At 65.4% G+C, this 22067-nt stretch carries 24 protein-coding genes; 6 read left to right on the top strand and 18 right to left on the bottom strand.

The features are described 5' to 3' along the window. Positions 1-51 precede the first annotated feature (51 nt). Positions 52-1314: a nitrate/nitrite transporter gene (locus PSELUDRAFT_RS13570; RefSeq protein WP_088967341.1), complete on the bottom strand. Its 1263-nt coding sequence runs from the start codon at positions 1312-1314 to the stop codon at positions 52-54. Between the two features lie 195 nt (positions 1315-1509). On the opposite strand from PSELUDRAFT_RS13570, the gene PSELUDRAFT_RS19665 reads away from it, so the two are divergent. After that, positions 1510-2421: a PliI family lysozyme inhibitor of I-type lysozyme gene (locus tag PSELUDRAFT_RS19665; RefSeq protein WP_088967340.1), complete on the top strand. Its 912-nt coding sequence runs from the start codon at positions 1510-1512 to the stop codon at positions 2419-2421. Positions 2422-2546: 125 nt separating this feature from the next. Here PSELUDRAFT_RS19665 and PSELUDRAFT_RS13560 read toward each other — a convergent pair whose 3' ends face one another. Genes PSELUDRAFT_RS13560 through mobB form a run of 3 tightly spaced genes read right to left on the bottom strand, consistent with a single transcriptional unit; the run spans position 2547 to position 3753 of the window. Continuing rightward, positions 2547-3008, bottom strand: coding sequence for a molybdenum cofactor biosynthesis protein MoaE (locus PSELUDRAFT_RS13560; RefSeq protein WP_088967339.1), 462 nt, complete (start codon positions 3006-3008; stop codon positions 2547-2549). Positions 3009-3010: 2 nt separating this feature from the next. Beyond that, positions 3011-3262, bottom strand: a complete 252-nt coding sequence (locus PSELUDRAFT_RS13555) for a MoaD/ThiS family protein (RefSeq protein WP_088967338.1) — start codon at positions 3260-3262, stop codon at positions 3011-3013. Beyond that, on the bottom strand, positions 3259-3753 hold the full coding sequence (gene mobB / locus PSELUDRAFT_RS13550) for a molybdopterin-guanine dinucleotide biosynthesis protein B (protein ID WP_088967337.1): 495 nt from the start codon (positions 3751-3753) through the stop codon (positions 3259-3261). The genes PSELUDRAFT_RS13555 and mobB overlap by 4 nt, the downstream gene beginning before the upstream one ends. Positions 3754-3932: 179 nt before the next feature. On the opposite strand from mobB, the gene PSELUDRAFT_RS13545 reads away from it, so the two are divergent. Together PSELUDRAFT_RS13545 and PSELUDRAFT_RS13540 are read left to right on the top strand one after the other, a co-directional pair. Beyond that, a complete protein-coding gene (locus PSELUDRAFT_RS13545) occupies positions 3933-5837 on the top strand; it encodes a type IV pili methyl-accepting chemotaxis transducer N-terminal domain-containing protein (RefSeq protein WP_088967336.1) in 1905 nt (634 codons plus the stop codon). Next, the gene (locus PSELUDRAFT_RS13540; RefSeq protein WP_088967335.1) at positions 5834-6487 is read left to right on the top strand and encodes a response regulator transcription factor; all 654 of its coding nucleotides are present in this window, start codon (positions 5834-5836) and stop codon (positions 6485-6487) included. The genes PSELUDRAFT_RS13545 and PSELUDRAFT_RS13540 overlap by 4 nt, the downstream gene beginning before the upstream one ends. A 97-nt stretch (positions 6488-6584) precedes the next feature. Here the strand turns inward: PSELUDRAFT_RS13540 and PSELUDRAFT_RS13535 are convergent, their stop codons facing one another. From PSELUDRAFT_RS13535 to PSELUDRAFT_RS13525, 3 genes are read right to left on the bottom strand one after another with little or no spacing between them, the layout of a single operon-like run. After that, positions 6585-7397, bottom strand: coding sequence for a crotonase/enoyl-CoA hydratase family protein (locus PSELUDRAFT_RS13535; RefSeq protein WP_088967334.1), 813 nt, complete (start codon positions 7395-7397; stop codon positions 6585-6587). Between the two features lie 4 nt (positions 7398-7401). Further along, on the bottom strand, positions 7402-7905 hold the full coding sequence (locus tag PSELUDRAFT_RS13530; RefSeq protein ID WP_088967333.1) for a DUF4442 domain-containing protein: 504 nt from the start codon (positions 7903-7905) through the stop codon (positions 7402-7404). A gap of 35 nt (positions 7906-7940) precedes the next feature. Beyond that, positions 7941-8537 carry a TetR/AcrR family transcriptional regulator gene (locus PSELUDRAFT_RS13525; RefSeq protein ID WP_088967332.1) on the bottom strand — a complete coding sequence of 199 codons (597 nt, stop codon included), beginning with the start codon at positions 8535-8537 and terminating at the stop codon, positions 7941-7943. 143 nt (positions 8538-8680) lie between these two features. On the opposite strand from PSELUDRAFT_RS13525, the gene dapF reads away from it, so the two are divergent. Genes dapF through PSELUDRAFT_RS13510 form a run of 3 tightly spaced genes read left to right on the top strand, consistent with a single transcriptional unit; the run spans position 8681 to position 10745 of the window. Further along, a complete protein-coding gene (gene dapF, locus PSELUDRAFT_RS13520) occupies positions 8681-9511 on the top strand; it encodes a diaminopimelate epimerase (protein ID WP_088967331.1) in 831 nt (276 codons plus the stop codon). 35 nt (positions 9512-9546) lie between these two features. Continuing rightward, a complete protein-coding gene (locus tag PSELUDRAFT_RS13515; RefSeq protein WP_088967330.1) occupies positions 9547-10182 on the top strand; it encodes a DUF484 family protein in 636 nt (211 codons plus the stop codon). Beyond that, complete coding sequence (locus tag PSELUDRAFT_RS13510; protein WP_088967329.1) at positions 10179-10745, top strand: hypothetical protein; 567 nt, start codon at positions 10179-10181, stop codon at positions 10743-10745. The genes PSELUDRAFT_RS13515 and PSELUDRAFT_RS13510 overlap by 4 nt, the downstream gene beginning before the upstream one ends. Before the next feature lie 84 nt (positions 10746-10829). On the opposite strand, the gene PSELUDRAFT_RS13505 is transcribed toward PSELUDRAFT_RS13510, so the two are convergent. The 11 genes from PSELUDRAFT_RS13505 to PSELUDRAFT_RS13455 all read right to left on the bottom strand — a co-directional run bounded on the left by PSELUDRAFT_RS13505 (position 10830) and on the right by PSELUDRAFT_RS13455 (position 21987). Then, positions 10830-11282, bottom strand: coding sequence for an OsmC family protein (locus PSELUDRAFT_RS13505; protein WP_088967328.1), 453 nt, complete (start codon positions 11280-11282; stop codon positions 10830-10832). Between the two features lie 19 nt (positions 11283-11301). Further along, on the bottom strand, positions 11302-12318 hold the full coding sequence (gene aroF / locus PSELUDRAFT_RS13500; RefSeq protein ID WP_088967327.1) for a 3-deoxy-7-phosphoheptulonate synthase: 1017 nt from the start codon (positions 12316-12318) through the stop codon (positions 11302-11304). Between the two features lie 9 nt (positions 12319-12327). Then, positions 12328-12915, bottom strand: coding sequence for a TIGR00730 family Rossman fold protein (locus PSELUDRAFT_RS13495; protein ID WP_088967326.1), 588 nt, complete (start codon positions 12913-12915; stop codon positions 12328-12330). Between the two features lie 95 nt (positions 12916-13010). Further along, the gene (pheA, locus tag PSELUDRAFT_RS13490; RefSeq protein ID WP_088967325.1) at positions 13011-14084 is read right to left on the bottom strand and encodes a prephenate dehydratase; all 1074 of its coding nucleotides are present in this window, start codon (positions 14082-14084) and stop codon (positions 13011-13013) included. A 3-nt stretch (positions 14085-14087) separates the two neighbouring features. Next, positions 14088-14678, bottom strand: a complete 591-nt coding sequence (locus PSELUDRAFT_RS13485) for an O-methyltransferase (RefSeq protein ID WP_088967324.1) — start codon at positions 14676-14678, stop codon at positions 14088-14090. Between the two features lie 120 nt (positions 14679-14798). After that, positions 14799-16010, bottom strand: coding sequence for an MFS transporter (locus PSELUDRAFT_RS13480; protein WP_231895220.1), 1212 nt, complete (start codon positions 16008-16010; stop codon positions 14799-14801). 153 nt (positions 16011-16163) lie between these two features. Then, complete coding sequence (gene serC / locus PSELUDRAFT_RS13475) at positions 16164-17249, bottom strand: 3-phosphoserine/phosphohydroxythreonine transaminase (protein ID WP_088967323.1); 1086 nt, start codon at positions 17247-17249, stop codon at positions 16164-16166. A gap of 68 nt (positions 17250-17317) precedes the next feature. Then, positions 17318-17764, bottom strand: a complete 447-nt coding sequence (locus PSELUDRAFT_RS13470) for a PaaI family thioesterase (RefSeq protein ID WP_088967322.1) — start codon at positions 17762-17764, stop codon at positions 17318-17320. After that, positions 17761-18231, bottom strand: a complete 471-nt coding sequence (locus tag PSELUDRAFT_RS13465) for a PaaI family thioesterase (protein WP_088967321.1) — start codon at positions 18229-18231, stop codon at positions 17761-17763. Before PSELUDRAFT_RS13465 ends, PSELUDRAFT_RS13470 begins: the two co-directional genes overlap by 4 nt. 2 nt (positions 18232-18233) lie before the next feature. Next, a complete protein-coding gene (gene gyrA, locus PSELUDRAFT_RS13460; RefSeq protein WP_088967320.1) occupies positions 18234-20888 on the bottom strand; it encodes a DNA gyrase subunit A in 2655 nt (884 codons plus the stop codon). Between the two features lie 301 nt (positions 20889-21189). Beyond that, on the bottom strand, positions 21190-21987 hold the full coding sequence (locus PSELUDRAFT_RS13455) for a basic amino acid ABC transporter substrate-binding protein (protein ID WP_088967319.1): 798 nt from the start codon (positions 21985-21987) through the stop codon (positions 21190-21192). Positions 21988-22067: the final 80 nt, after the last annotated feature.

Genomic DNA, 22067 nt, shown 5'->3' with positions numbered 1-22067 from the left:
GTCATCCTCTCTGCGGGGCGGCCCCTGCCGCCCCAATACCATCGAAATCGATCAGCGGGTGGCGGTAGCCAGCCGGGCTTCCTTCTCTTCTTCGGCGCGGGCTACCGGCCGGAAGGAGAAGTGCATCCACACCAGGGCCACGCACACGGTGCCGTACAGCAGCATGAAGGAGCTGGAGCGCACGCCGGTCAGGTCCACCAGCGCACCGAACATGATGGGCAGCAGGAAGCCGCCCAGGCCGCCGGCCAGGCCCACCACGCCGGATACCGCGCCGATGTTGTCCGGGAACTCGTCAGCAATGAACTTGAATACCGAAGCCTTGCCGATGGCCATGGCCACGCCCACGCCGAACAGCACCAGGGTGAACACGGTGGCGCTCAGGCCGATGTTGAAGCCCAGCGGGCCCTTCACGGTCTGGATGATCAGGTGGGTCTGCGGGTAGGACAGGATGAAGAAGGCCACCCAGCACGCCCACATCACGCCCCAGGTCACCTTGTAGGCGCCGTACTTGTCGGACAGCCAGCCGCCCAGTGCGCGCAGCACGCCGCCCGGCAGCGAGAAGCAGGCGGCCAGGAAGGCGGCGTGCTTGATGTCGAAGCCGTACTCGGCCACGTAGTACTTGGTCATCCACAGCGCCAGGCCCACATAGCCACCGAACACCACCGAGTAGTACTGGCAGTAGCGCAGCACGGCCGGGTTCTTCATCAGCGCCAGCTGCTGGCCCAGGCTTACCTTGCTGGACACCAGGTGCTTCGGGTCGTGATAGGAGAAGAACCAGAACAGGATGGCGGTAACCAGCATCACCGCGGCGTAGACATTGGGCACCAGCTGCCAGCCGCCGATAGCGATGATGCTGGGGGCGATCAGCTTGGTCAGCGAGGAACCGGCGTTACCGGCGCCGAAAATGCCCATCGCCAGGCCCTGCTGCTCCTTCTTGAACCAGCGGGCCACGTAGGGCGTGCCCACCGAGAACGCGCCGCCGGCCAGGCCGACGAACAGGCCGATGGCCAGGAAATGCCAGAACTGGGTGGCGTACTGCATGACGAAGATCGGCACCACGCAGGCCAGCATCAGCACGAACAGCACGATGCGGCCGCCGAAACGGTCGGTCCAGATGCCCAGCGGCACGCGGATCAGCGAGCCGGACAGCACCGGCGTGGCGGCCAGGATGCCGAATTCGGTTTCATTCAGCCCCAGCTGCTGCTTGATCGGAATGCCCAGCACCGCGAACATCATCCAGATCATGAAGCACACGGTAAACGACAACGTGCTGGATGCCAGCACCGCGTACTGTTTGTAGCTTTGTGAGGCCATGATGTTTTTATCCGCTCTATTGAGACGCTCTCACAGTACGCGCTCGCTCATGCGGCCAACATTGGCCGGTAGTGGAAACCCTGTGCCGATTAGGGATTATCCGAACCACCCCATTCGGCGGGGGGAACTAGTTCGGAAGGCGTAGCTTCCAAGCTCATCGCCACCTGCCGCCGGCCTGCCCGGCCGGGAGTTTTCATGCGCCTCCTGCTCCCCAGCCTTGCCGTCTGCGGCCTGCTGACGGCGCTACCCGCCGTCGCCGCACCGGCCAGCACCACCGTGTGGCCTCGCATCAACCAGACCACCCGGCTCAGCGACCGGCTGTTCGACAACGACTTCCACGACTACCAGCTGCAACTGCAGCAGGGGCAGCGGCTGTCACTGCGGCTGGATGCCGCCCCGCGCGGCACCTACTTCGAGCTGCACTCGCCGCAGGGCAAGCTGCTGTTCAACGGCCCGGCCGGCAGCGGTTTCCACGGTTTCATTCCGGATAGCGGCAGCTACACCGTGCACGTCTACGTGCTGCCCGGTGCCGCACGCCGCGGCGAGAGCAGCCGCTACACCCTGCAGGCCAGGGTGCTGGGCGATACCTTCGACGAGCCCCGCCGCGACCACCTTCGCCGCACACTGGCATGGCAGGGCATCCGCTTCATGCTGGATTGTGACTGCGAGGGCTCGATAGGCAGCTGGCAGCTGGCGGTGGAGGGACTGCTGCAGCCGATGCAGCCGCTGCAAGGCAGTGTGGACGGCACCATCACCGATGTGCGGGTGGCGGACCTGAACGGCGACGGCAAGCCGGAGCTGTACCTGTTTACCCGTTCCGCCGGCAGCGGCTCCTACGGCAATGTGCTGGTATTCGTGGTGGATGAGTGGAATCGGCTGAACAGCATCAGCCTGCCGCCGCCGGACGACTATCCGGATGCCATGGCGGGCTATATGGGGCACGACGAGTTCACGCTGAGCGGCCAGCGCCTGCTGCGCCGCTTCCCGCTGTACCGCGATGGCGACGGCAACGCCATGCCTACCGGCGGCATGCGTCAGCTGTCCTACCGGCTGGAGCGCGGCCCCGGCGGCTGGCGGCTGCAGCTGGAGCGCCCGTTCGGCAATTAGAGTTACGAGCAGGCAAGCCGCGGCGGGACAAGGCGAAAACGCGAGGGGCGCGGAATTGACATGAAGTCAACGCGCCCCCTGAATCGAACCCGCCAGCGTATCGCCGCCGCGCAACAGATCGTCAGTCAGCCCTGCCAGCCGGCCGCCGCCTCGCTGTCACTGGCCTTGGCATCCACCCAGCGGCTGCTGCCGTCGGCAAAATCCTCGCGCTTCCAGAACGGCGCCTCGGTCTTGAGGTAATCCATCAGGTATTCGGCGGCGGCAAACGCCGCCTTGCGGTGGGCGGAAGCCACCAGCACCAGCACGATCTGCTCGCCCGGCACCAGCTGCCCCACGCGGTGCACCACGCGCACCGCGCTCACCGGCCAGCGCGTGGCGGCATCCTGGGCGATGCGCTCGATCTCGGCCTCGGTCACGCCGGGGTAGTGCTCCAGGAACAATGCGCCCAACGGTGTGGCGGCATCGTGGCCGCGCACCATGCCCTGGAATGCCACCAGCGCACCGGCATCGCCGGCCTGCGCACGCAGCGCCGCTTCTTCGGCGGCAAGGTCGAAACGCTCGTGTTGTACGGTGATATGGCAGTGCATGCTCAGCCCCCGGTCACCGGCGGCAGGATGCCCACCTCGGCGCCATCCGGAATCATCACCTCGCCGCGCACCACCTGCTGGTTCACCACCAGGCGGAACACCTTGCCGGCGGCCAGCGCCTCGGCCCAGTCCGCGCCACGGCCGCGCAATGCGGCCAATAGTGCGGCGGTGTCGCCACCGGCCCAGTCCAGGGTTTCCTCGCCACGGCCCAGCGCGTCCTTGAGGCGGCCAAAATACAGAATGCGGATACTCACTTGCTTTCCTCCAGCCAGCGCGCGATGAAATCGGCGATGGCGTCATGATCGTTCAGCGCCAGTTGCGGCAGCGCAATCTCCAGCGCGGCATCGCTGGCCACCGCCAGCACCCGGCTGTCCTCGGCGCACAGCAGCGGCTTGCCAAGCGCCGGGCGGTGCACTTCCAGCTTGGGCACCGGCTGCCATTTCTGCCCTTCCAGCAGCACCAGGTCCACCGGCTGCAGCCGTGCCAGCTGCGCGTCCAGCGTCAGCTCCTCGGCCAGTTCGGCGAATACCGCCACCCGCCGCGGCGACAGCAGCATCACCTCGGCGGCGCCGGCCCGGCGGTGGCGCCAGCTATCCTTGCCCGCCGCATCCGGCTCGATATCGTGGTGGCTGTGCTTGATTACCGACACCCGCAGGCCGCGTGCGGCCAACCTTGGCAGCAGCGCCTCGATCAGCGTGGTCTTGCCACTGCCGGACCAGCCGGCAATGCCCAGAACTTTCTGCACATCCTCTCCTTTTGGTGGATTGTGGCAGCGCGGCACGGGCTGCTATCGTTGAGCTGTCAGCATTGTCAACAAATCAAAGCCATGTCCTGCTCCGCTACCACCGCCCGGCCTGCAACACCGGGCTGTCAGTCATTGTGCCGTGCCCTGCCGGCGCTGACCATCCACCGGACGACCTAACCATGCTCAGCCAACCGCCGCACATGCGCAGCCTGTCCAGCAAGCTGCTCACCCTGACCATTGCCTGGCTGCTGCTGGCGATGACCTCCATCGGCTACACCCTGGTGCTGTCGTGGAAGCTGGAAGGCGGCGCCGCCGCCATCAACGACGCCGGCAGCCTGCGCATGCGCAGCTACCGGGTGGCCATGCTGGTAAGCGAAGGCGCGCCGCTGGCCACGGTACAGGCGGAGAACCAGCACTTCAGCGACACCCTGGCCAGCCTGCGCAAGGGCGACCCGGCACGGCCGCTGTTCCTGCCAGACAATGACGAAGTGCGCCTGCAGGCAAACGAGATCGAACAGCACTGGCGCAAGGAGCTGCTGCCCCGGCTGGAGCTGGCGGCCAGCCAGCCGCACCAGCCGGGCAGCCAGGCGCGCCCCGACGTTTCCGGCTTCGTCGATCACATCGACCGGCTGGTGAAGCTGATCGAGGAAGACAACGCCCGCAATACCACCCTGCTGCGCTTCTTCCAGATGGCGCTGATCGCCATGGCCATCGTCGGCTCCTTCGCCATGATGTTCCTGCTGTTCCTGCTGGTGATCCGCCCGCTGAACACCCTGGGCGAAGGCATCGCCCGGCTGCGCGACGGCGAGCTGGATGCGCGCATGGAAGTCAGCGGCAATGACGAATTCGCACTGATCTCCACCGGCTTCAACCAGATGGCCAGCCACCTGCAGGAACTGTACGCCACACTGGAACAGAAAGTGGAGGACAAGACCCGCTCGGTGGAGGAAAAGAACCGCCACCTCACCGCGCTGTACGGCACCACCGCCTTCCTGCACGAATCGCATGAGCTGGAGCCGATGTGCGACGGCTTCATCGGCCGGCTGATGGAGCTGACCGGCGCCGACGCCGGCAGCGTACGGCTGGTGGATGTGAAGCGCGGCCGGCTGGAGCTGATCGCCCAGCGCGGCCTGCCGCCGGAGATGCTGGAGGACGACCACTGCGCGCCACTGGAAGGCTGTTACTGCGGCGAGGCGGTGCCGCAGCCGTTCGCGGTGATCCGCCGCTTCGACCGCATGCAGCACGCCGAGGAAAAACACTGCCAGCGCGCCGGCTACCAGGAAATCTCGGTATTCCACATCCGTTACAACCAGGGCAATGTCGGCATCTTCACGCTGTACTTCCGCCAGGTCACCCCGCTGTCGCCACAGGACCAGTTCCTGCTGGAAACCCTGGGCAGCCACCTGGGCATCGCCATCGAAAACCTGCGCCTGGCCGCGCGCGACCGCCAGTTCGCGGTGGCCGAGGAGCGCAACCTGATGGCGCAGGGCCTGCACGACAGCATCGCGCAGTCGCTGTCCTTCCTCAACCTGCAGGTACAGATGCTGGAAGCGGCACTGGACGGTGACGAAACGGAGCAGGCGCAGGAAAACCTGGGCTTCATCCGCACCGGGGTGCAGGAATGCTACGAGGACGTACGCGAGCTGCTGCTGAACTTCCGCACCCGCATCAACAAGGAAGACTTCGCCGATGCGGTGCGCACCCTGCTGTCGCGCTTCGAGCAGCAGGCACACGTGGCCACCCAGCTGAACATGCAGGGCAACGGCCTGCCGCTGGACCCGCAGCAGCAACTGCAGGTGATCTTCATCCTGCAGGAGGCGCTGTCCAACGTGCGCAAACACGCCCAGGCGCAGCACGTCATTATCGATATCCGTAACGAGGCCGACTTCGTGATGACCATCAGCGACGACGGCTGCGGCTTCGACCAGCAACGCTTCGAAGCACGCAAGAGCCGCCATGTCGGGCTGTCCATCATGCAGGAACGCGCGGCGCGCATTCATGGCCACATCGCCATCCGCCCGCTGCCCGCCGCCGGCACCGAAGTCAGCCTCACCCTGCCCCACACAGAAAGACAAGCCGCATGAACCCGAGCATACGCATCCTGCTGGTAGACGACCACACCCTGTTCCGCAGCGGCCTCAAGGCACTGCTGCAGCGCCAGCCCGATTTCGACATCGTCGGCGAAGCCGCCGACGGCCTGGAAGGCGTCAAGCTGGCCGAACAACTGAAACCGGACGTGGTGCTGCTGGACATCGACATGCCGCAGATGAACGGTCGCGAAGCACTGGCGCAGATCCTGGTAACCCAGCCGCAGCTGGCGGTGCTGATGCTCACCGTGTCCGAGGACGGCGATGACCTGGCCGAGTGCATGAAGAGCGGCGCCCGCGGCTACCTGCTGAAGAACATCAACGCCGACTTCCTGCTCGCCAGCATCCGCCGCGCGGTGGATGGCGACAGCGTACTGTCGCCGGAAATGACCGCCAAGCTGGTGGCGCGGCTGCGCGCACCGGCCAGCGAAACGCGCAACCTGGAGCTGGAAAGCCTCACCCCGCGCGAACGCGAAACCCTGGCCTGGCTGTCGCGCGGCGTCAGCAACAAGGAAATCGCCCGCGCACTGGACCTGGCGGAAAGCACGGTGAAGGTGCACGTGCAGAACATCCTGCGCAAGCTGAACCTGTCCAGCCGGGTGCAGGCAGCGGTGTACGCGGTGGAGCACGGGCTGGACAAGGTGTAAGCCGCCACCTATCGCCCGCAGCAGGCAGTGAGCACAAAAAAGGTTGGCCGCAAGCATGCGGCCAACCTTTTGCATGTCAACTCACCGGCACCGCAGCTCAGTCGCGGAACGTCGCCTTGCCACCGCTCACCGCCGCCATCACCGCCTGCTGGATGTCATCCGACAGCAGCATCGCCGCGTTCCAGGTAGCCACGTAGTTGAGGCTGTCGGCCACGCTGTGGTCGCGGCTGTAGTTGAGGATTTCCTTGGTGCCGCGCACCGCCAGCGGCGACATGGCGGCGATCTGCGCCGCGGTGGCCAGTGCGTCGGCCAGTGCGGATTCGGCATCCGGCTGCACGCGGTTCACCAGGTGCATGCGCTCGGCCTCGGCGGCCGGCAGGTCGCGCGCGGTCAGCGCCATCTCGCGGGCGTGACCCTCGCCCACCACCCGCGCCAGGCGCTGCAGCGTGCCCACATCCGCCACCATACCCACCGCCACTTCGCGCACGCTGAACACTGCATTGGCGGCGGCGATGCGGATATCGGCGGCCAGCACGATGTCCAGCGCACCGCCGACGCAGGCGCCGTGGATGGCGGCGATCACCGGCTTGCGGCACTGCTCCAGGCTGTTGACGCTACCCTGCAGCCGCAGGATCAGCCGGCGCAGCTTTTCGCGCTTGCGCGCCTCGCAGCTATCGTCCACCGCCTGCTGCATGCCCATCAGCATGGTGAGGTCGATACCGGCACAGAAGTGCTTGCCGTTGCCGGACAGCACGACCGCGCGCACCTGCGGCTCGGCATCGCACCACTCCAGTGCCGCCTGCAGCTCCTGCCACATCGCCTCGTTCAGCGAGTTGGCCTTGTCCGGGCGGTTCAGCGCCACGTGGGCGACATGGCCATCCACGTTCAGCGTCAGCGTGCTGTAATCCATGGCCTCAGCCCTCCTTGCGCTTCTTCGGCACCCAGGCCCACACCATTTCGCAGGCAATCGGCGATTCGCCGGACTGGTCGGTCACCACCACGTCCACCAGCACGTCGCCCTTGTCCTCGCTGAACATGCGGCCAACCTGCTCCGGACTCAGCGTGGCCACCGCGCGCATATCGCCCTGCGCGCGCTTGAAATAGCTCACCTTCATCGACTTGAGCAGCATCAGCTTGTCGTCCGGCACGTTCATGCCCACCACGAAGCCGGTGGCGGTCTCCGCCAGCAGCGCCATGGCGGCGGCGTGCAGACCCTGGATGTGGTTCTGCACCTTGCGGCGGTTTTTCACGCTGACCACCATGAGCTCGCGGCTTACCTGCTCGAATACCAGCCCGGCGGTTCCCAGGAACGGCACGAAGCGGCCGAACATGCGGGTAATCACCCAGCTGCGCAGGCCGGCGGGCAGCGCAGCTGTCTTGTCCACCATGCGGCACATGCTGTTCTTTGTTGTGCTCATCTTGTTTCCTCGTGTCGTGTTGTTGTTTGCTACTGTTATTCCTTGTTATTGCCCACCGTTGCCAGGCCCAGCAAGGCGGCCAGCTGCTGCGTGACGCCGCCGATGGCGGCCGCATCGAAGCGCGCCAGCTGCAGCGCGCCCTGCATGGCGGCGAATACCAGCGCGCCCATGCCCTCGGCGCTGCCGGCGTAGTGCATGCTGCCGTCGGCACGGCCACGCGCCACGATGTCCACCGCCCAGGCACGCATCTCGGCCACGAAGGCGCCGGCAGCCTGCTGCATTTCCGCCGGCAGCGTATGCAGCTCGGCGGACAGGATGCCGCTGGGGCAGATCTGTTGCCGCTGGTGGTAGCTGTCGGACAGTGCGTAGTAGCGCGTGAGCTGTTCGGCCGGCGCCAGGCCGGCCTGCGCGGCGATGAAGCGGGCAAAGCGGCGGCGGTAACGCTCGATCAGCGCCACGCCCAGGTCGGTCTTGCGTGCGAAGTGGTAGTGGATGGCGGCATTGCGCATTCCCAGCTCGGCGCTGATGTGCTGGTAGCTGAAGGCATTGAAGCCGCGCGTCAGCAGCAGCGTTTCCGCCAGGTCGAGAATTTTCTTGCGCGTATCGTGGCGCGCGTCGAGGTCCGCAGTCATGCGGCGACTCTACTTACTGGTCAGTAAGGTGTCAATCAAGCGTTTGAATTTATCGACAGTCATCCATATGCGGCAAACTGCATGACAGCACGGGTGAATCGGTTATGATGGCGAAACAAGATCCCCCCATATTCAGCACAATCATGAAATTCAAATTCAGCAAGATGCACGGCCTCGGCAACGACTTCGTCGTGATCGACGGTGTGCGCCAGACGGTGCAGCTGACCCCGGAGCGCCTGCGTCAGCTGGGCAACCGCCACACCGGCGTCGGCTTCGACCAGCTGCTGCTGGTGGAAGCGCCGCAGGCGGCAGAGAACGACTTCCGCTACCGCATCTTCAACAATGACGGCAGCGAAGTGGAACAGTGCGGCAACGGCGCGCGCTGCTTCGTGAAATTCGTCACCGAGCAGAAGCTGACCAACAAGCGCGCCATCCGCGTGGAAACCGCCAAGGGCGTGATCGTACCGATGATGGACGACAACGGCCTGATCACCGTGGACATGGGCGTGCCGCGCTTTGCACCGCTGGACATCCCCTTCATCGCCGAAGGCGACGCCATCAGCCACCCGCTGCAGGTAGCCGACCAGTCGGTGGACGTCAGCGTGGTATCGATGGGCAACCCGCATGCGGTGCAGGTGGTCAGCAGCGTGGACACCGCCCCGGTGGCGCAGCAGGGCCCGCTGATCGAGCATCACAGCCGCTTTCCGGAGCGCGTCAACGCCGGCTTCATGCAGATTGTCGGCCGTGGCGAGATCCGCCTGCGGGTGTACGAGCGCGGCGCCGGCGAAACGCTGGCCTGCGGCACCGGCGCCTGTGCAGCGGTGGTGGCCGGCATCCGCCGCGGCCTGCTGGACAAGGTGGTGCTGGTGCACACCCGTGGCGGCGACCTGACCATTGCCTGGGGCGGCCCCGGCCTGCCGGTGAAGATGACCGGCCCGGCGGTTACCGTGTTCAACGGCGAAATCGAAATCTAGCGGCCCTGCGGCCAACGTAACGCAAGGAGTGTGGTGTGCAAGCTGAAGACATTCTGGCCTACCTCGACGAAAACCCGGATTTCCTGGCCAGCCACGCTCCGCGCTATGGCCTGAAGCCGCTGCAGGAACGCGTGGTATCGTTCGCCGACCGCCAGATGCTGGACCTGAAGGACCGCAACCGCCAGCTGGAAGCCCGGCTGACGCAGCTGATCCGCCACGGCGAGCAGAACGACCAGATCGTGGCGCGCAGCCACCGCCTGGCGGTAGCGCTGCTGCGCGGCCACACCCTGGCCGAGGTCAATCACGCCATCCAGCACATTTTTGCCGAGCACTTCGGGCTGCAGCGCGTGGCGCTGCGGCTGTGGCACACTGCGGCGGAAAACAGCGAGCTGTACAACAGCCGCCAGGACATCCGCCTGCTGGCCGGCAACCTGTCGGCGCCCTACTGCGGCCCGTACGCCAACGACGAGATCATCGGCTGGTTTCCGGCCACGCCGGTGCTGCAATCCTTTGCCCAGGTGGCGCTGCGCGACGGCACCGAGCCGTTCGGCATGCTGGTGATCGCCAGCGACGATCCGCAGCGCTTCACGCTGGAAATGCAGACCCACTACCTGGCACAGATGGGCGAACTGATGTCGCAAGCCTTGCTGAGGGTGCTGGGCAAGGCATGAGTCCGGCCATTTCCAGCCTGCTGTTGCTGGCACCGCTGGCGCTGTACATCCTGCATGCGCTGTGGCGGCTGATCGCCAGCGAGTGTCTGCCGGCAGCGTTCGCCTTTGTCGGCGGCTATTTCATCTGCGCCATCCTGTTCCGCCTCACCCTGCCCACGCTGGCGGTGGTGCCGATCTGGCTGCCCTTCCTCTACCCCTACGCCTGGACCGGCATTGCCGCACTGCTGCTGGCCAGCGGCACGCTGCAGGTTGGCCGCAACGGCCTGCGACTGGATGGCGTGCCGCCACTGCTGACCGCCTACGCGCTATCGCAGCTATGCCTGCACCTGGGGCTGATCACCCTCAGCGCGGTACTGGCCGACCGCCCGCTGCAGGCCTATGCCATGCTGCCGCCGCTGGTGGCCGTCAGCGGCTACCTGCTGTACCGGCTGTGTCTGCAACTGAGCCGGCGCAATGAGGGCTGGCTGTCCTGGCCTGGCGTCGCCCTCACCGCCGTCGCCGCGCCGCTGGTGCTGGGCTGGACTGCCGAGCTGCTGGTGCCGCTGCTGCTGCGCTACATCTAGCGCCCAACCCTGGCCGCACTATCCAGCCACGCCAGACGTGACAAACCCGCCAGACGGCGGGTTTTGTCTTCTACAGCGAGGGGATCACTCCTGCTGCTTCAGCAGCGTGCCGTCGGCATCGAGCACGCTGACGTGGATGGGAATGCCCAGCCCCACGCTCTGCGACACGGTGCAGAAGTCCTCGAAGCTGCCCAGCAGGCGCTCCAGGTTGGCCGCAGCGGCCACCGGCTTGCCGGCACGCAGCACCACGTCGATGCGTTGCACCCGCAGGCGGTTGCGTTCGTTGCGGTCCACCAGCGCATTGGCCTCGCAGGACAGCGGCTCGAAATCGATATGGAACTTGCGCGAGGCGAACAGCAGGCTGGCGCTCAGGCAGTTGGCCACCGCCGCTGCCAGCAGCTGGGTGGGCGACGGGCCGCTGGCGGCACCCAGCGGTGCCGGTTCGTCGCTTTGCAGCCGGTAGTCGCCCTCGGCAAAACTGTTGTCGAAGCGGTAGTTTTCGATCTGCTGCAGGCTGACAACGGTGTTCTCGCTCATATGCTCTCCACGGTAAGGGTTACAGGCTGCGGCCAACTGCGGCGGCCAGCGGCTGCAACTGGGCGCGCAGCGCCTGCAGCGCCTGCGGCGTGATCGCCTGCTCGGCATCGCACCAGGCGTCCTGCGGCGACGGATGCACTTCCAGCAGCAGGCCGTCGGCACCGGCGGCCACCGCGGCGGCTGCCAGCGGCGGCACCAGCCAGCCGCGTCCGCCGGCATGGCTCGGGTCCACCAGCACCGGCAGGTGCGTTTCGCGCTTGAGCAGCGGTATGGCGGTGATGTCCAGCGCGTTACGCGTGGCCGGCTCGACGCTGCGCACGCCGCGCTCGCAGAACACGATATTGTGGTTGCCGCCGATGGCGATGTACTCGGCCGCCATCAGCCATTCGCTGAGCGTGGCGGACACACCGCGGTACAGCAGCACCGGCTTGTTGATGCGCCCCAGTTCACGCAGCAGCGGCACGTTCTGCATATTGCGCGGGCCGACCTGGATGGCATCGACGTCGTATTCCAGGAAGGTATCCAGCAGCCGCACGTCGAGAATCTCGCTGATCATCGGCATGCCCTGCGCACGCGCCGCCTGCTGCAGGTATTCCAGCCCGGGCTCGCCCACGCCCTGGAAGGCATACGGGCTGGTGCGCGGCTTGTAGGCGCCGGCGCGCAGCAGGCGCACACCCTGGCCGTGCAATTCTGCCGCCAGCGCGGCCAGTTGCGCGGCATCCTCAATGGCGCTGGGGCCGGCGATCAGCTGCAGCTGCGCACCGCCGATGGGCACGCCACGGATGGATACCACGCTGTTGTCCGGCTTCACCTCGCGCGACACGATGCGGTAGTCCTTCACCACCCGCATCGCCCGCTCCACGCCAGGCATGGTTTCGAACATGTCGGCACTCAGCGAGCGTTCGTCGCCCACCGCGCCGATGATGGTGCGCTCGGTGCCACGCGAGATGTGCTCGCTCAGCCCCGCTGCGCGGATGCGGCCAACCACGGCGTCGATCTGCGCTGCCGTGGCGGCAGCGGCCATGACGATGATCATCGCGCGGCCTCAGATGCTGTCGTGCGACAGCCACTTGGCTGCCGGGTTGGCGCGGTACTGGTTCATGCGCTCCAGCAGCACCGGCAGCGTGTCGGCCACCACGAACAGCGCCAGGTTGGCCTCGTGGATGAAGCCTTCGCGCACGCCGTGCTGCACCATGGCCAGCAGCGGGTCGAAGAAGCCGGCCACGTTGAGCAGGCCGATCGGCTTCTGGTGCACCGACAGCTGGCCCCAGGTCAGCATTTCGAACAGTTCGTCGTAGGTGCCGAAGCCGCCCGGCAGTGCGATGAAGCCGCCGGAGAGGTCTTCCATCAGCGCCTTGCGTTCGTGCATGGTCTGGGTGATGTGCAACTCGGACAGCCCGTCGTGCGCCACTTCCTTGTCGCGCAGGAAGCCGGGAATCACGCCGATGACGCGGCCACCGGCGGCCAGAGCAGCGTCGGCGGCGATGCCCATCAGGCCGATATTGCCGCCGCCGTACACCAGGGTAATGTCACGTGCGGCCAGCTCGCCGCCCAGATCGCGCGCGGCCTCGGCATAGGCGGGATTGCCGCCGCTGTTGGAACCGCAGAACAGACAGATGGATTGAATGGTCATGATGTGCTTTGCGCCCGCTGTTGGCGGGCTCTCCACAAATGAATCAAGGCGTCAGAAACAGCTCGCCGGGCACAGGCCCGGCGAGCGACAGCAACTTAAAGTACCGCCTGCGGGTAGGCTCCCAGCACCTTGACGAAGGCGGTGCGCTCGCGCAGCCCCTCCAGCGCCTGGGTCAGGTTGGCGTCCTGGATGTGGCCTTCGATGTCGATGAAGAACACGTAATCCCACAGCCCGGCGCGCGACGGGCGCGATTCGAACTTGGTCATCGACACGCCGTTGGCCGCCAGCGGCTCCAGCAGGTAGTGCACCGCGCCCGGGCGGTTCGGCGCCGCCACCACCAGCGAGGTCTTGTCCTGGCCGGTGGGGCCCACGTCCTGGTGGCCCAGCACCAGGAAGCGGGTGGTGTTGTTCGGCTCGTCCTCGATGTTTTCCGCCAGCTTGATCAGGCTGTAGCGCTCGGCGGCGGCCTGGCCGGCAATCGCGGCGCAGTCCGGCTCCTCTGCGGCCAACCTGGCCGCCTCGGCATTGCTGGCCACCGACACGCGCTCCACGCTGTCCGGCAGGTTCTTGTTCAGCCATTCGTGACACTGCGCCAGCGCCTGGGCGTGGGCGTACACGCGGCGGATGCCATCCATGGCGGCATCCTTGCGCAGCAGGTGGTGGTGAATGCGCAGCACCACTTCACCGCAGATCTTCAGCGGCGAGCTGACCATCAGGTCCAGGGTGCGGCCGATGGCGCCCTCGGTGGAGTTCTCCACCGGTGCCACCACGTAGTCCAGGGTGCGCGATTCCACCAGGCGGAAGGCTTCGTCGATGGAGCCGCAGGCCACGGTGCGCGCGGCATGGCCGAAGTGCTTCAGCGCCGCCAGCTGGGTGAAGGTACCCTCCGGCCCCAGGTAGGCGATGGACAACGGCTTTTCCAGCGCCAGGCATTCCGACATCACTTCACGGAACAGCCGCGCCACCGATTCGCCCGGCAACGGGCCGGGGTTCTGGTCCTTGATGCGGCGCAGCACCTGGGCTTCGCGCTCCGGGCGGTAGATGATGCCGCCGCCCTTGATCTCGCCGATGTCGCGGGCATGCTGGGCACGCTGGTTGAGCAGGTTGAGAATTTGGATATCGATGCTGTCGATAGCATCGCGATGTTGCTTGAGCAGTTCTTCCGACACGATTCAGAGGTCTTTCAGGATGACAAACTGGCCTTTACCGATAGGATAAGTTTCCGCGAGATAGCCATGCGTCGCAAGCACCGCAGCACGGAAATCGGCACACTCTTCGGCATGGGAAACGGCATTATCCATCACCAGTACCGCCCGCGGAGCCAGGATGCGGGCAATTTCCGGCCAGTAGCCGGCATATCGTGACCGATCGGCATCCAGAAACAGCATATCCACCGATTCGTCGTCACAGGCGGCCAGCAGCTCGAAGGCATCCGCAGTATGCAGGCTCACACTCTGTTGCAGGCCGAAAGAGTCCAGCATGGCGCTGGCCAGCGCCGTTTTGTGCGCGCTGTTGTCCACGCTGCGCAGCCGGCCCTTGTTGGCCTGCGCCGCCAGGCCCAGCCATACCGCGGAGTAGCCGTTGGAGGTGCCGATCTCCAGCAGCGCCATCGCCTTGCGGGCGCGCGCCAGCTGGTAGAGGAACAGCCCGGTATCCGGCGTGATGTTGAGTCGCTTGTCGGCGCGGGCGCTGTGGCGCGCATCATGCGCCTCGCCCTCCTGCCACAGTTGCTGCAAGCGATTGCGATGGGCAGCAGTCAGCATGTCGTACTCCTTAAAAACAGGCTGACAGCATATTACCCAGTTTGACGACAAACAGGGGCTGCAGATAGGCCCAGAAGCCCAGCGCCGCGATGGCGGTCAGCAGCCCCCAGGCCAGCAGCTTCATGCCTGCACGCCAGCGCCGACCGGCGCTTCCTTCACCGGCAGGTTGGCCAGTGCCGCCGCCACACCGAGCGCGATGGCCATGCCCCATACCAGGTTGTAGCTGCCGGTGCGGTCATAGATCAGCCCGCCCAGCCATACGCCGAGGAAGCTGCCCACCTGGTGCGAGAAGAACACCGCGCCGGAGAGCATGCCCAGGTTGCGGATGCCGAACATGCCGACAATCACGCCATTGGTCAGCGGCACGGTGGACAGCCACAGAAAGCCCATCGCGGCGGCGAACACCGCCACCGAGGTGCCGCTCAGCGGCAGCATCAGGAACAGCGCGATCACCACGCTGCGCACCAGGTAGATCGTAGCCAGCAGGTAGGGCTTGGAATAACGCCCGCCCAGCTTGCCGAAGCAGTAGGTGCCAAACACGTTGAACAGGCCGATCAGCGCCAGCGCGGTGCTGGCGATATTGCCGCTCAGGCCGTGGTCGCGCAGGTAGGCCGGCAGGTGCACACCGATGAACACCACCTGGAAGCCGCACACGAAGTAGCCGGCCATCAGCAGGCGGAAGGAACGCTGCCGCCAGGCGTCGCTGAAGGACTGCACGATGCCGTGCCATACGCCGCGCGTAGACGCCACCACCAGCGGTGCGCGTTCATAGGCGCGCTGCATCGGTGCGGCCAACGGTACCAGCAGCGCCGCTACCGCCGCCAGCACCAGCAGCGACGGCAGCCAGCCCATGCCGTCGATCAGGCCGCGCTCGACGGGCACCATGATGAACTGGCCGAAGGAACCGGCCGCGGCGGTCAGCCCCATGGCACTGGAGCGGTAGCTGTCCGGCACCGCGCGTACGATCACGGTGTACACCACGCTGTAGGTGGTACAGGACAGCGCCAGGCCGATCAGCAGCCCGGCGGAGCCCGACAGCAGCCAGCCGTTGGCCGATACCGTCATCAGCGCCAGCCCCAGCGAGTACAGCACGCCGCCGGCTACCAGCACCCTGCCCGGCCCGTAACGGTCGGCAAAGGCGCCGGCAAACGGCTGCGATGCACCCCACACCAGGTTCTGCAAACCCAGCGCCAGCGCGAAGGTTTCACGGGTCCAGCCAAACGCCTGCGTCATCGGCGGCAGAAAAAAGCCGAAACCATGCCGTACGCCCATGCTGAGCGACACGATGGCACTGGCGGCCAGCAACAGGCTGGCCAGGGGAGAGATTTTCATAATGCTTTCCGATTGTTTCCTGCATGGTGCAACCATTCGGCCACCATCGCCAGCCCACGGCGAAAACAGCTTGATCAGCATTAAGAACAATTCGGCCCGCGCGCAGGCGGGCCGGATTGTCTGATGGCCAAAGGTTGGCCGCAAGCGGTGCGATCAGCCGTGCTGGCGGGCGAAGTCCAGCATGAAGTGCACCAGCGACTTCACACCCTCGATCGGCATGGCGTTGTAGATGGAGGCACGCATGCCGCCCACCGAACGATGGCCCTTGAGCTGCACCAGGCCGTTCTTCTTGGCCTCGGACAGGAACTGCTCTTCCAGCGACGCATCCTTGAGGCTGAACACCACGTTCATCTTGGAGCGGAACGGCGCGTCGATATGGCTGCCGTAGAAACCGTCGCTGCTATCGATGGCGTGGTACAGCAGGCCGGCTTTTTCCTCGTTGCGCGCCTGAATGCCCTTGATGCCGCCACGCGCCTTCAGCCACTTGAACACCAGGCCGGCGATATAGATCGGATAGGTAGCCGGGGTGTTGTACATGGAGTCGGCATCGGCGTGAATCTGGTAGTTCAGCATGGTCGGCGTCTGCGGCTGGGCGTGCCCCAGCAGGTCCTCGCGCACGATCAGCACCACCAGGCCGGACGGGCCGATGTTCTTCTGCGCACCGGCGTAGATCAGGCCGAACCTGGATACGTCGATCTCGCGCGACAGGAAGTCGGACGACATGTCGCACACCAGCGGGGTATCACCCAGCTGTGGGATATCACTGTACTGCAGGCCGCCGATGGTCTCGTTGGAGGTGTAGTGGAAGTAGGCGGCTTCCGGGCTGCGCTGCCAAGTGTCCGGCGCCGGTACGTAGGCATAGTTGCGGTCGGCGCTGCTGGCCACCACGTTGACATGGGTGTAGCGCTTGGCTTCCTTGATGGCCAGCTTGGACCAGTGGCCGGTATCCAGCACATCGACCACGCCATTGGCCGGCGCCAGGTTCAGCGGCACCATGGAGAACTGCTGCGAGGCGCCCCCCTGCAGGAACAGCACCTTGTAGCCGGCCGGCACCTGCAGCAGCTCGCGCAGATCCTGTTCGGCTTCGTGGATGATCTCCATGAACTCCTTGCCGCGATGGCTCATTTCCATCACCGACATGCCGGAGCCATGCCAGTCCAGCAGTTCCGCCTGTGCCGTGGCCAGCACCTCGTGCGGCAACACTGCCGGGCCGGCGGAGAAGTTGTACACCTTTGCCATGTCAGTTCCCAATCTCTTTGTCTCTGATTCGAATAAAAAGCCACGCTCTTAGCGTGGCTTTGTTGTTGCTAGCTGCCGGGACTCAGCAGGAAGTGGGCACGCGCCACCGCCACCGGTTTGCTGCGGTCTTCCTGCCACGCTTCGATCAGCACATGCGCCACGCGCTTGCCCTGCTTGGTGATCTCGCACTGCGCGTACAGGGTCTGCGCCCGGCCGGAGCGCAGGTAGTCCAGCGAGAAGTCGACGATCTTCGGCGTGGTCATCGATTCCCGATTCCACATCAGGTGCAGCAGCGCGGCGTTTTCCAAGAAGCCGCCGATCAGGCCGCCGTGCAGTGCCGGCAGCGTTACGTTGCCCACATTGCGTTCGAGGAACGGCAGGCGAAACAGCAGCTCGCCCTGCTCGTCCTCGCCGAACTCCACGCCCATCAGCCTGGCGTACGGTACTGCGGCGATGATTTCATCGTAGCGCTTCTCGTCGCGCAGCTGGGCGAAAGTCTCCATGAAGGTGCTCATGCCGCACCCTCCTTCGGCAGCATCGGTTTCGGGTTGGAGTCGCGCATGAAGGTGGCAACGCCGTGGGCAATCGGATCATCCGGGCTGTCGTGATAGCACACCGCGCGGGTGAAGGCGATCTGGTTGGCCATGCGGTAGCACTCCGCGGTGCAGTAGATGGCCTTGCCCGGCGTAGCCGCCTTCAGGTAGTCGATGCGCAAATCCAGCGTGGCGATGGTTTCCAGTTCGTCCATGTGCGCGGTAACGGCAATGCCGCTGCAGGTATCGACGATGGAGGTGATCACCCCGCCGTGCACCACGCCGGTGGCCGGGTTGCCCACCAGGTCGTCGCGCCATTCCACCTTCAGCGTGGGCTTGCGGCCCACGGCGCCCAGGTACTGCAGCCCCAGGGTGACGCAGTGCGGGAAGGAGACGAACAACTCCCCCATCGCCTGCAGCAGTGCCGCGTTAGCCGGTGCCTCGCTCATGCTCAGACTTCCTCAACGTTGGCCGCAGACTCGTCGCCCTCGCCTTCGGCTTCGTCCTCGCAGCTGTCTTCGCTCTCGGCCACCTTCACCAGGCAGATCAGCTTCTCGCCGTCGTCCAGGTTGATCAGGCGCACGCCCTGTGCCGAGCGGCCGGTTTCGCGCACTTCCGCCACCTTGGTGCGGATCAGCACGCCGCCGGTGGTGATCAGCATCACGTCGTCGCTGTCTTCCACCAGACTGGCCGACACCAGCTCCAGGCCGGTCTTGTCGGTGAGGTCCATGGCGATCACGCCCTGGGTGCCGCGGCTGGTATGGCGGAATTCGCCGACGCGGGTACGCTTGCCGTAGCCGCCATCACTGGCGGTGAGCACCTGCTGCTCGTCGCTGTTGGCTACCAGCAGCGAGATCAGCTGCTGACCTTCACCCAGCGCCATGCCGCGCACGCCGCCGGCGGTACGGCCCATGGCGCGCACATTGGCTTCATCGAAGCGCACTGCCTTGCCGGCGTCGGAGAACAGCATGATCTGGTCACTGCCGCTGGTCAGCGCCACGCCCACCAGCTTGTCGCCCTCGTCCAGCTTCACCGCGATGATGCCGGCGCTGCGCGGACGGGAGAACGCTTCCAGCGGGGTCTTCTTCACGGTGCCGTTGGCGGTACACATGAACACGAACGGGCCTTTGACCTTGTCGCTCACCTCGGCGTCGTCGTCCAGCTCCGCCTCGTTGCCGGTGAAAGCCTTCACCGGCAGCATGGCGTTGATCTTCTCGCCCTCGGCCAGCGGCAGTACGTTGACGATGGGCTTGCCACGGCTGGTGCGACCGCCCTGCGGCATGTCGTACACCTTGATCCAGTAGCAGCGGCCAAAGCTGGAGAAACACAGCACGTAGTCGTGGGTATTGGCCACGAACAGGGTGTCGATGAAGTCGTCGTCCTTGGTGGCGGCAGCCTGCTTGCCACGGCCACCGCGACGCTGCGACTGGTAGTCGTCCACCGGCTGCGCCTTCAGGTAGCCGCCGTGGGTGACCGTCACCACCATGTCCTGCGGGGTGATCAGGTCTTCGATATTGATGTCGCCGCCGAACGGCTCGATCTCGGAGCGGCGGCCATCGCCATACTGCAGCATGACGGCGTTCAGCTCGTCGCGGATGATCTGGTTGATGCGCTCCGGGCGGGCCAGGATGTCGATGAGATCCATGATGGTGTCCATGATCTCGCGGTATTCGCCGACGATCTTGTCCTGCTCCAGGCCGGTAAGGCGCTGCAGGCGCAGGTCCAGAATCGCCTGGGCCTGGGTTTCCGACAGGTAGTAGCCTTCCGGCTTGATGCCGAAGTTCTCGGCCAGCCCGTCCGGGCGCGCCTGGCTCTGGTCCACGCGGGCGAGCATGCTTTCCACCAGCTCGGAGCGCCAGGCCTTGGCCATCAGCGCGGCCTTGGCCTGCGGCGGCGCTTCGGAAGCTTTGATCAGCGCAATGATCTCGTCCACGTTGGACAGCGCCACGGCCAGACCTTCCAGGATATGGCCGCGTTCACGCGCCTTGCGCAGTTCGAAAATGGTGCGACGGGTCACCACCTCGCGGCGGTGGCGCAGGAACTCTTCGATGATCTGCTTCAGGTTCAGCAGGCGCGGCTGGCCATCCACCAGCGCCACCATATTGATGCCGAAGCTGTCCTGCAGCTGGGTCTGCTTGTACAGGTGGTTGAGCACCACTTCCGGCATTTCGCCGCGCTTGAGTTCGATCACCACGCGCATGCCGGACTTGTCCGACTCGTCGCGCAGGTCGGAGATGCCCTCGATCTGCTTGTCGCGCACCAGCTCGCTGATACGCTCCAGCAGGCGCGCCTTGTTCACCTGGTACGGAATCTCGTCGACGATGATGGCCTGGCGGTCGCCCTTGCCGATGTCTTCGAAATGCACGCGGGCGCGCATGATGGCGCGGCCACGGCCGGTGCGGTACGCCTCCTTGATGCCGGCGGTACCGTAGATGATGCCGGCGGTGGGGAAGTCCGGCGCCGGGATGATGTCGATCAGCTCGTCGATGGTCAGCTCGCCGTTGTCCAGCAGCGCCAGACAGCCGTTGATCACTTCGGTGATGTTGTGCGGCGGGATATTGGTCGCCATGCCCACCGCGATACCGGACGAACCGTTGATCAGCAGGTTGGGAATGCGCGACGGCAGGATCAGCGGCTCATGCTCGGAGCCGTCGTAGTTGGGGCCGAAGTCGACAGTTTCCTTGTCGATGTCCGCCAGCAGCTCGTGCGCGATGCGCGCCATGCGGATCTCGGTGTATCGCATGGCCGCGGCGTTATCGCCGTCCACCGAACCGAAGTTGCCCTGGCCATCCACCAGCGGGTAGCGCAGCGAGAAGTCCTGCGCCATGCGCACGATGGTGTCGTACACCGCCGAGTCGCCGTGCGGGTGGTATTTACCGATCACGTCGCCCACGATACGGGCGGACTTCTTGTAGGCACGGTTCCAGTCGTTGGACAGCTCGTGCATGGCAAACAGCACGCGGCGATGCACCGGTTTCAGGCCATCCCGCACGTCCGGCAGGGCGCGGCCTACGATCACGCTCATGGCGTAATCGAGATAGGAACGGCGCATCTCCTCTTCCAGGCTAATCGGGAGTGTTTCCTTGGCAAAAAGCTGATCGGTCATGGAAATCCGTTAACTTGAGCAAAATTATCGTCGCATTCTACCACAAAGCCCCGCCCGACGCGGCAGCCACAGGGGATGACGGACGCAAAAAAGGCCGGGGTTTCCGGCCTTTCAGGCTGCTGACAAAGTGCCCCGTTTAGACTCTACCGGACCCGGCCAAGCCGGGCTGCTCCAGACAAGCCTTTGAATCGACAGCCTTCCCATTTGCCAAACCTCTCAATGGCCGGGGTATCCGGCCATTCCTGCAAGCTGCGTGCGCAAGCCTGCCCGCAGCTTCTTGCCCCGGCAGCGCCAAACAGGCTTACAGCCCGCTGAAATATTTCCGGTAGATACGGTCGTAGCTGCCATCCGCCTTGATGGCGGCGATGCCGATATTGAGCTTGTCCAGCAAGGCCCGGTTGCCCTTCTTCACGGCAAAACCGTAGAACTCGGGACTGAAACTGGCGTCGTCCGCCACTGCGGCCAACTTGTGCCGCGGATTGCTGGCCACATAGTGGGCCACCGCGCCGTTATCGCCCACCATCGCCTCGACCTCGCCGCTCTCCACAGCCCGCAAGGCCTGCAGCATGCTGGCAAACCGCCGGACATCGACCGCGCCCTGCAACTGCTGCAACGCCTCGTCGCCGGTAGTACCGGCCTGCACCGCAACCTTGCGCCCCTTCAGGTCGGCAAGATGACGGATGGCGGCATTGCCCTTGCCGACCGCAATCAGCTGGCGCGCCACGAAATACGGGTCGGAAAAATCCATCTGCTGCCGGCGCGGCTCGGTGATGCTGATGGCGGAAGCCAGGATGTCGCGGTCGCCCTGCGCCAGGGCGGTAAAGATGCTTTCCCACGCGGTATTCACGAAGCGGACGCGAAAGCCCCCCTTGGCAGCCACCGCCGTCAGCACCTCCACGTCGAAACCGACAATTTCGCGCTGCTCGTTCTGGAATTCGAACGGCACATAGCTGGCATCGGTACCCACCACGTACAGCTTGCCGCTTGTCGCCGCATCCGGCTGCGCGGCTGGCGGGGCCGCCTGCTGCGCGTCGCAACCGGGCAGCGTACACAGCGCCAGCAGCAGACCGGCCAGCAGTATTGTTCTTGTCTGTATCACTCGACGAGTTCTCCGGGCGCGAAAGCGGCAAGGTTGCTCATGCAACGGCAGTGGCGTGCTAATATAGCAACCTCACCCAG

The sequence above is a fragment of the Vogesella sp. LIG4 genome (assembly GCF_900090205.1).
Classification (GTDB): domain Bacteria; phylum Pseudomonadota; class Gammaproteobacteria; order Burkholderiales; family Chromobacteriaceae; genus Vogesella.
This window is presented reverse-complemented; position numbering and strand designations above follow the sequence as displayed.

Bases quoted from the DNA above. Each gene is read 5' to 3' on its own strand.
- aroF (WP_088967327.1), bottom strand. From the start codon at position 12,318: ATGATCATCGTCATGGCCGCTGCCGCCACGGCAGCGCAGATCGACGCC.
- PSELUDRAFT_RS13535 (WP_088967334.1), bottom strand. From the start codon at position 7,397: ATGGATTACAGCACGCTGACGCTGAACGTGGATGGCCATGTCGCCCAC.
- PSELUDRAFT_RS13560 (WP_088967339.1), bottom strand. From the start codon at position 3,008: ATGCACTGCCATATCACCGTACAACACGAGCGTTTCGACCTTGCCGCC.
- PSELUDRAFT_RS13505 (WP_088967328.1), bottom strand. From the start codon at position 11,282: ATGAGCGAGAACACCGTTGTCAGCCTGCAGCAGATCGAAAACTACCGC.
- PSELUDRAFT_RS13485 (WP_088967324.1), bottom strand. From the start codon at position 14,678: ATGCTGACTGCTGCCCATCGCAATCGCTTGCAGCAACTGTGGCAGGAG.
- PSELUDRAFT_RS13480 (WP_231895220.1), bottom strand. From the start codon at position 16,010: ATGAAAATCTCTCCCCTGGCCAGCCTGTTGCTGGCCGCCAGTGCCATC.
- PSELUDRAFT_RS13510 (WP_088967329.1), top strand. From the start codon at position 10,179: ATGAGTCCGGCCATTTCCAGCCTGCTGTTGCTGGCACCGCTGGCGCTG.
- PSELUDRAFT_RS19665 (WP_088967340.1), top strand. From the start codon at position 1,510: ATGCGCCTCCTGCTCCCCAGCCTTGCCGTCTGCGGCCTGCTGACGGCG.
- dapF (WP_088967331.1), top strand. From the start codon at position 8,681: ATGAAATTCAAATTCAGCAAGATGCACGGCCTCGGCAACGACTTCGTC.
- serC (WP_088967323.1), bottom strand. From the start codon at position 17,249: ATGGCAAAGGTGTACAACTTCTCCGCCGGCCCGGCAGTGTTGCCGCAC.
- PSELUDRAFT_RS13540 (WP_088967335.1), top strand. From the start codon at position 5,834: ATGAACCCGAGCATACGCATCCTGCTGGTAGACGACCACACCCTGTTC.
- PSELUDRAFT_RS13570 (WP_088967341.1), bottom strand. From the start codon at position 1,314: ATGGCCTCACAAAGCTACAAACAGTACGCGGTGCTGGCATCCAGCACG.
- PSELUDRAFT_RS13530 (WP_088967333.1), bottom strand. From the start codon at position 7,905: ATGAGCACAACAAAGAACAGCATGTGCCGCATGGTGGACAAGACAGCT.
- PSELUDRAFT_RS13470 (WP_088967322.1), bottom strand. From the start codon at position 17,764: ATGAGCACCTTCATGGAGACTTTCGCCCAGCTGCGCGACGAGAAGCGC.
- gyrA (WP_088967320.1), bottom strand. From the start codon at position 20,888: ATGACCGATCAGCTTTTTGCCAAGGAAACACTCCCGATTAGCCTGGAA.
- PSELUDRAFT_RS13525 (WP_088967332.1), bottom strand. From the start codon at position 8,537: ATGACTGCGGACCTCGACGCGCGCCACGATACGCGCAAGAAAATTCTC.
- PSELUDRAFT_RS13495 (WP_088967326.1), bottom strand. From the start codon at position 12,915: ATGACCATTCAATCCATCTGTCTGTTCTGCGGTTCCAACAGCGGCGGC.
- PSELUDRAFT_RS13545 (WP_088967336.1), top strand. From the start codon at position 3,933: ATGCTCAGCCAACCGCCGCACATGCGCAGCCTGTCCAGCAAGCTGCTC.
- PSELUDRAFT_RS13465 (WP_088967321.1), bottom strand. From the start codon at position 18,231: ATGAGCGAGGCACCGGCTAACGCGGCACTGCTGCAGGCGATGGGGGAG.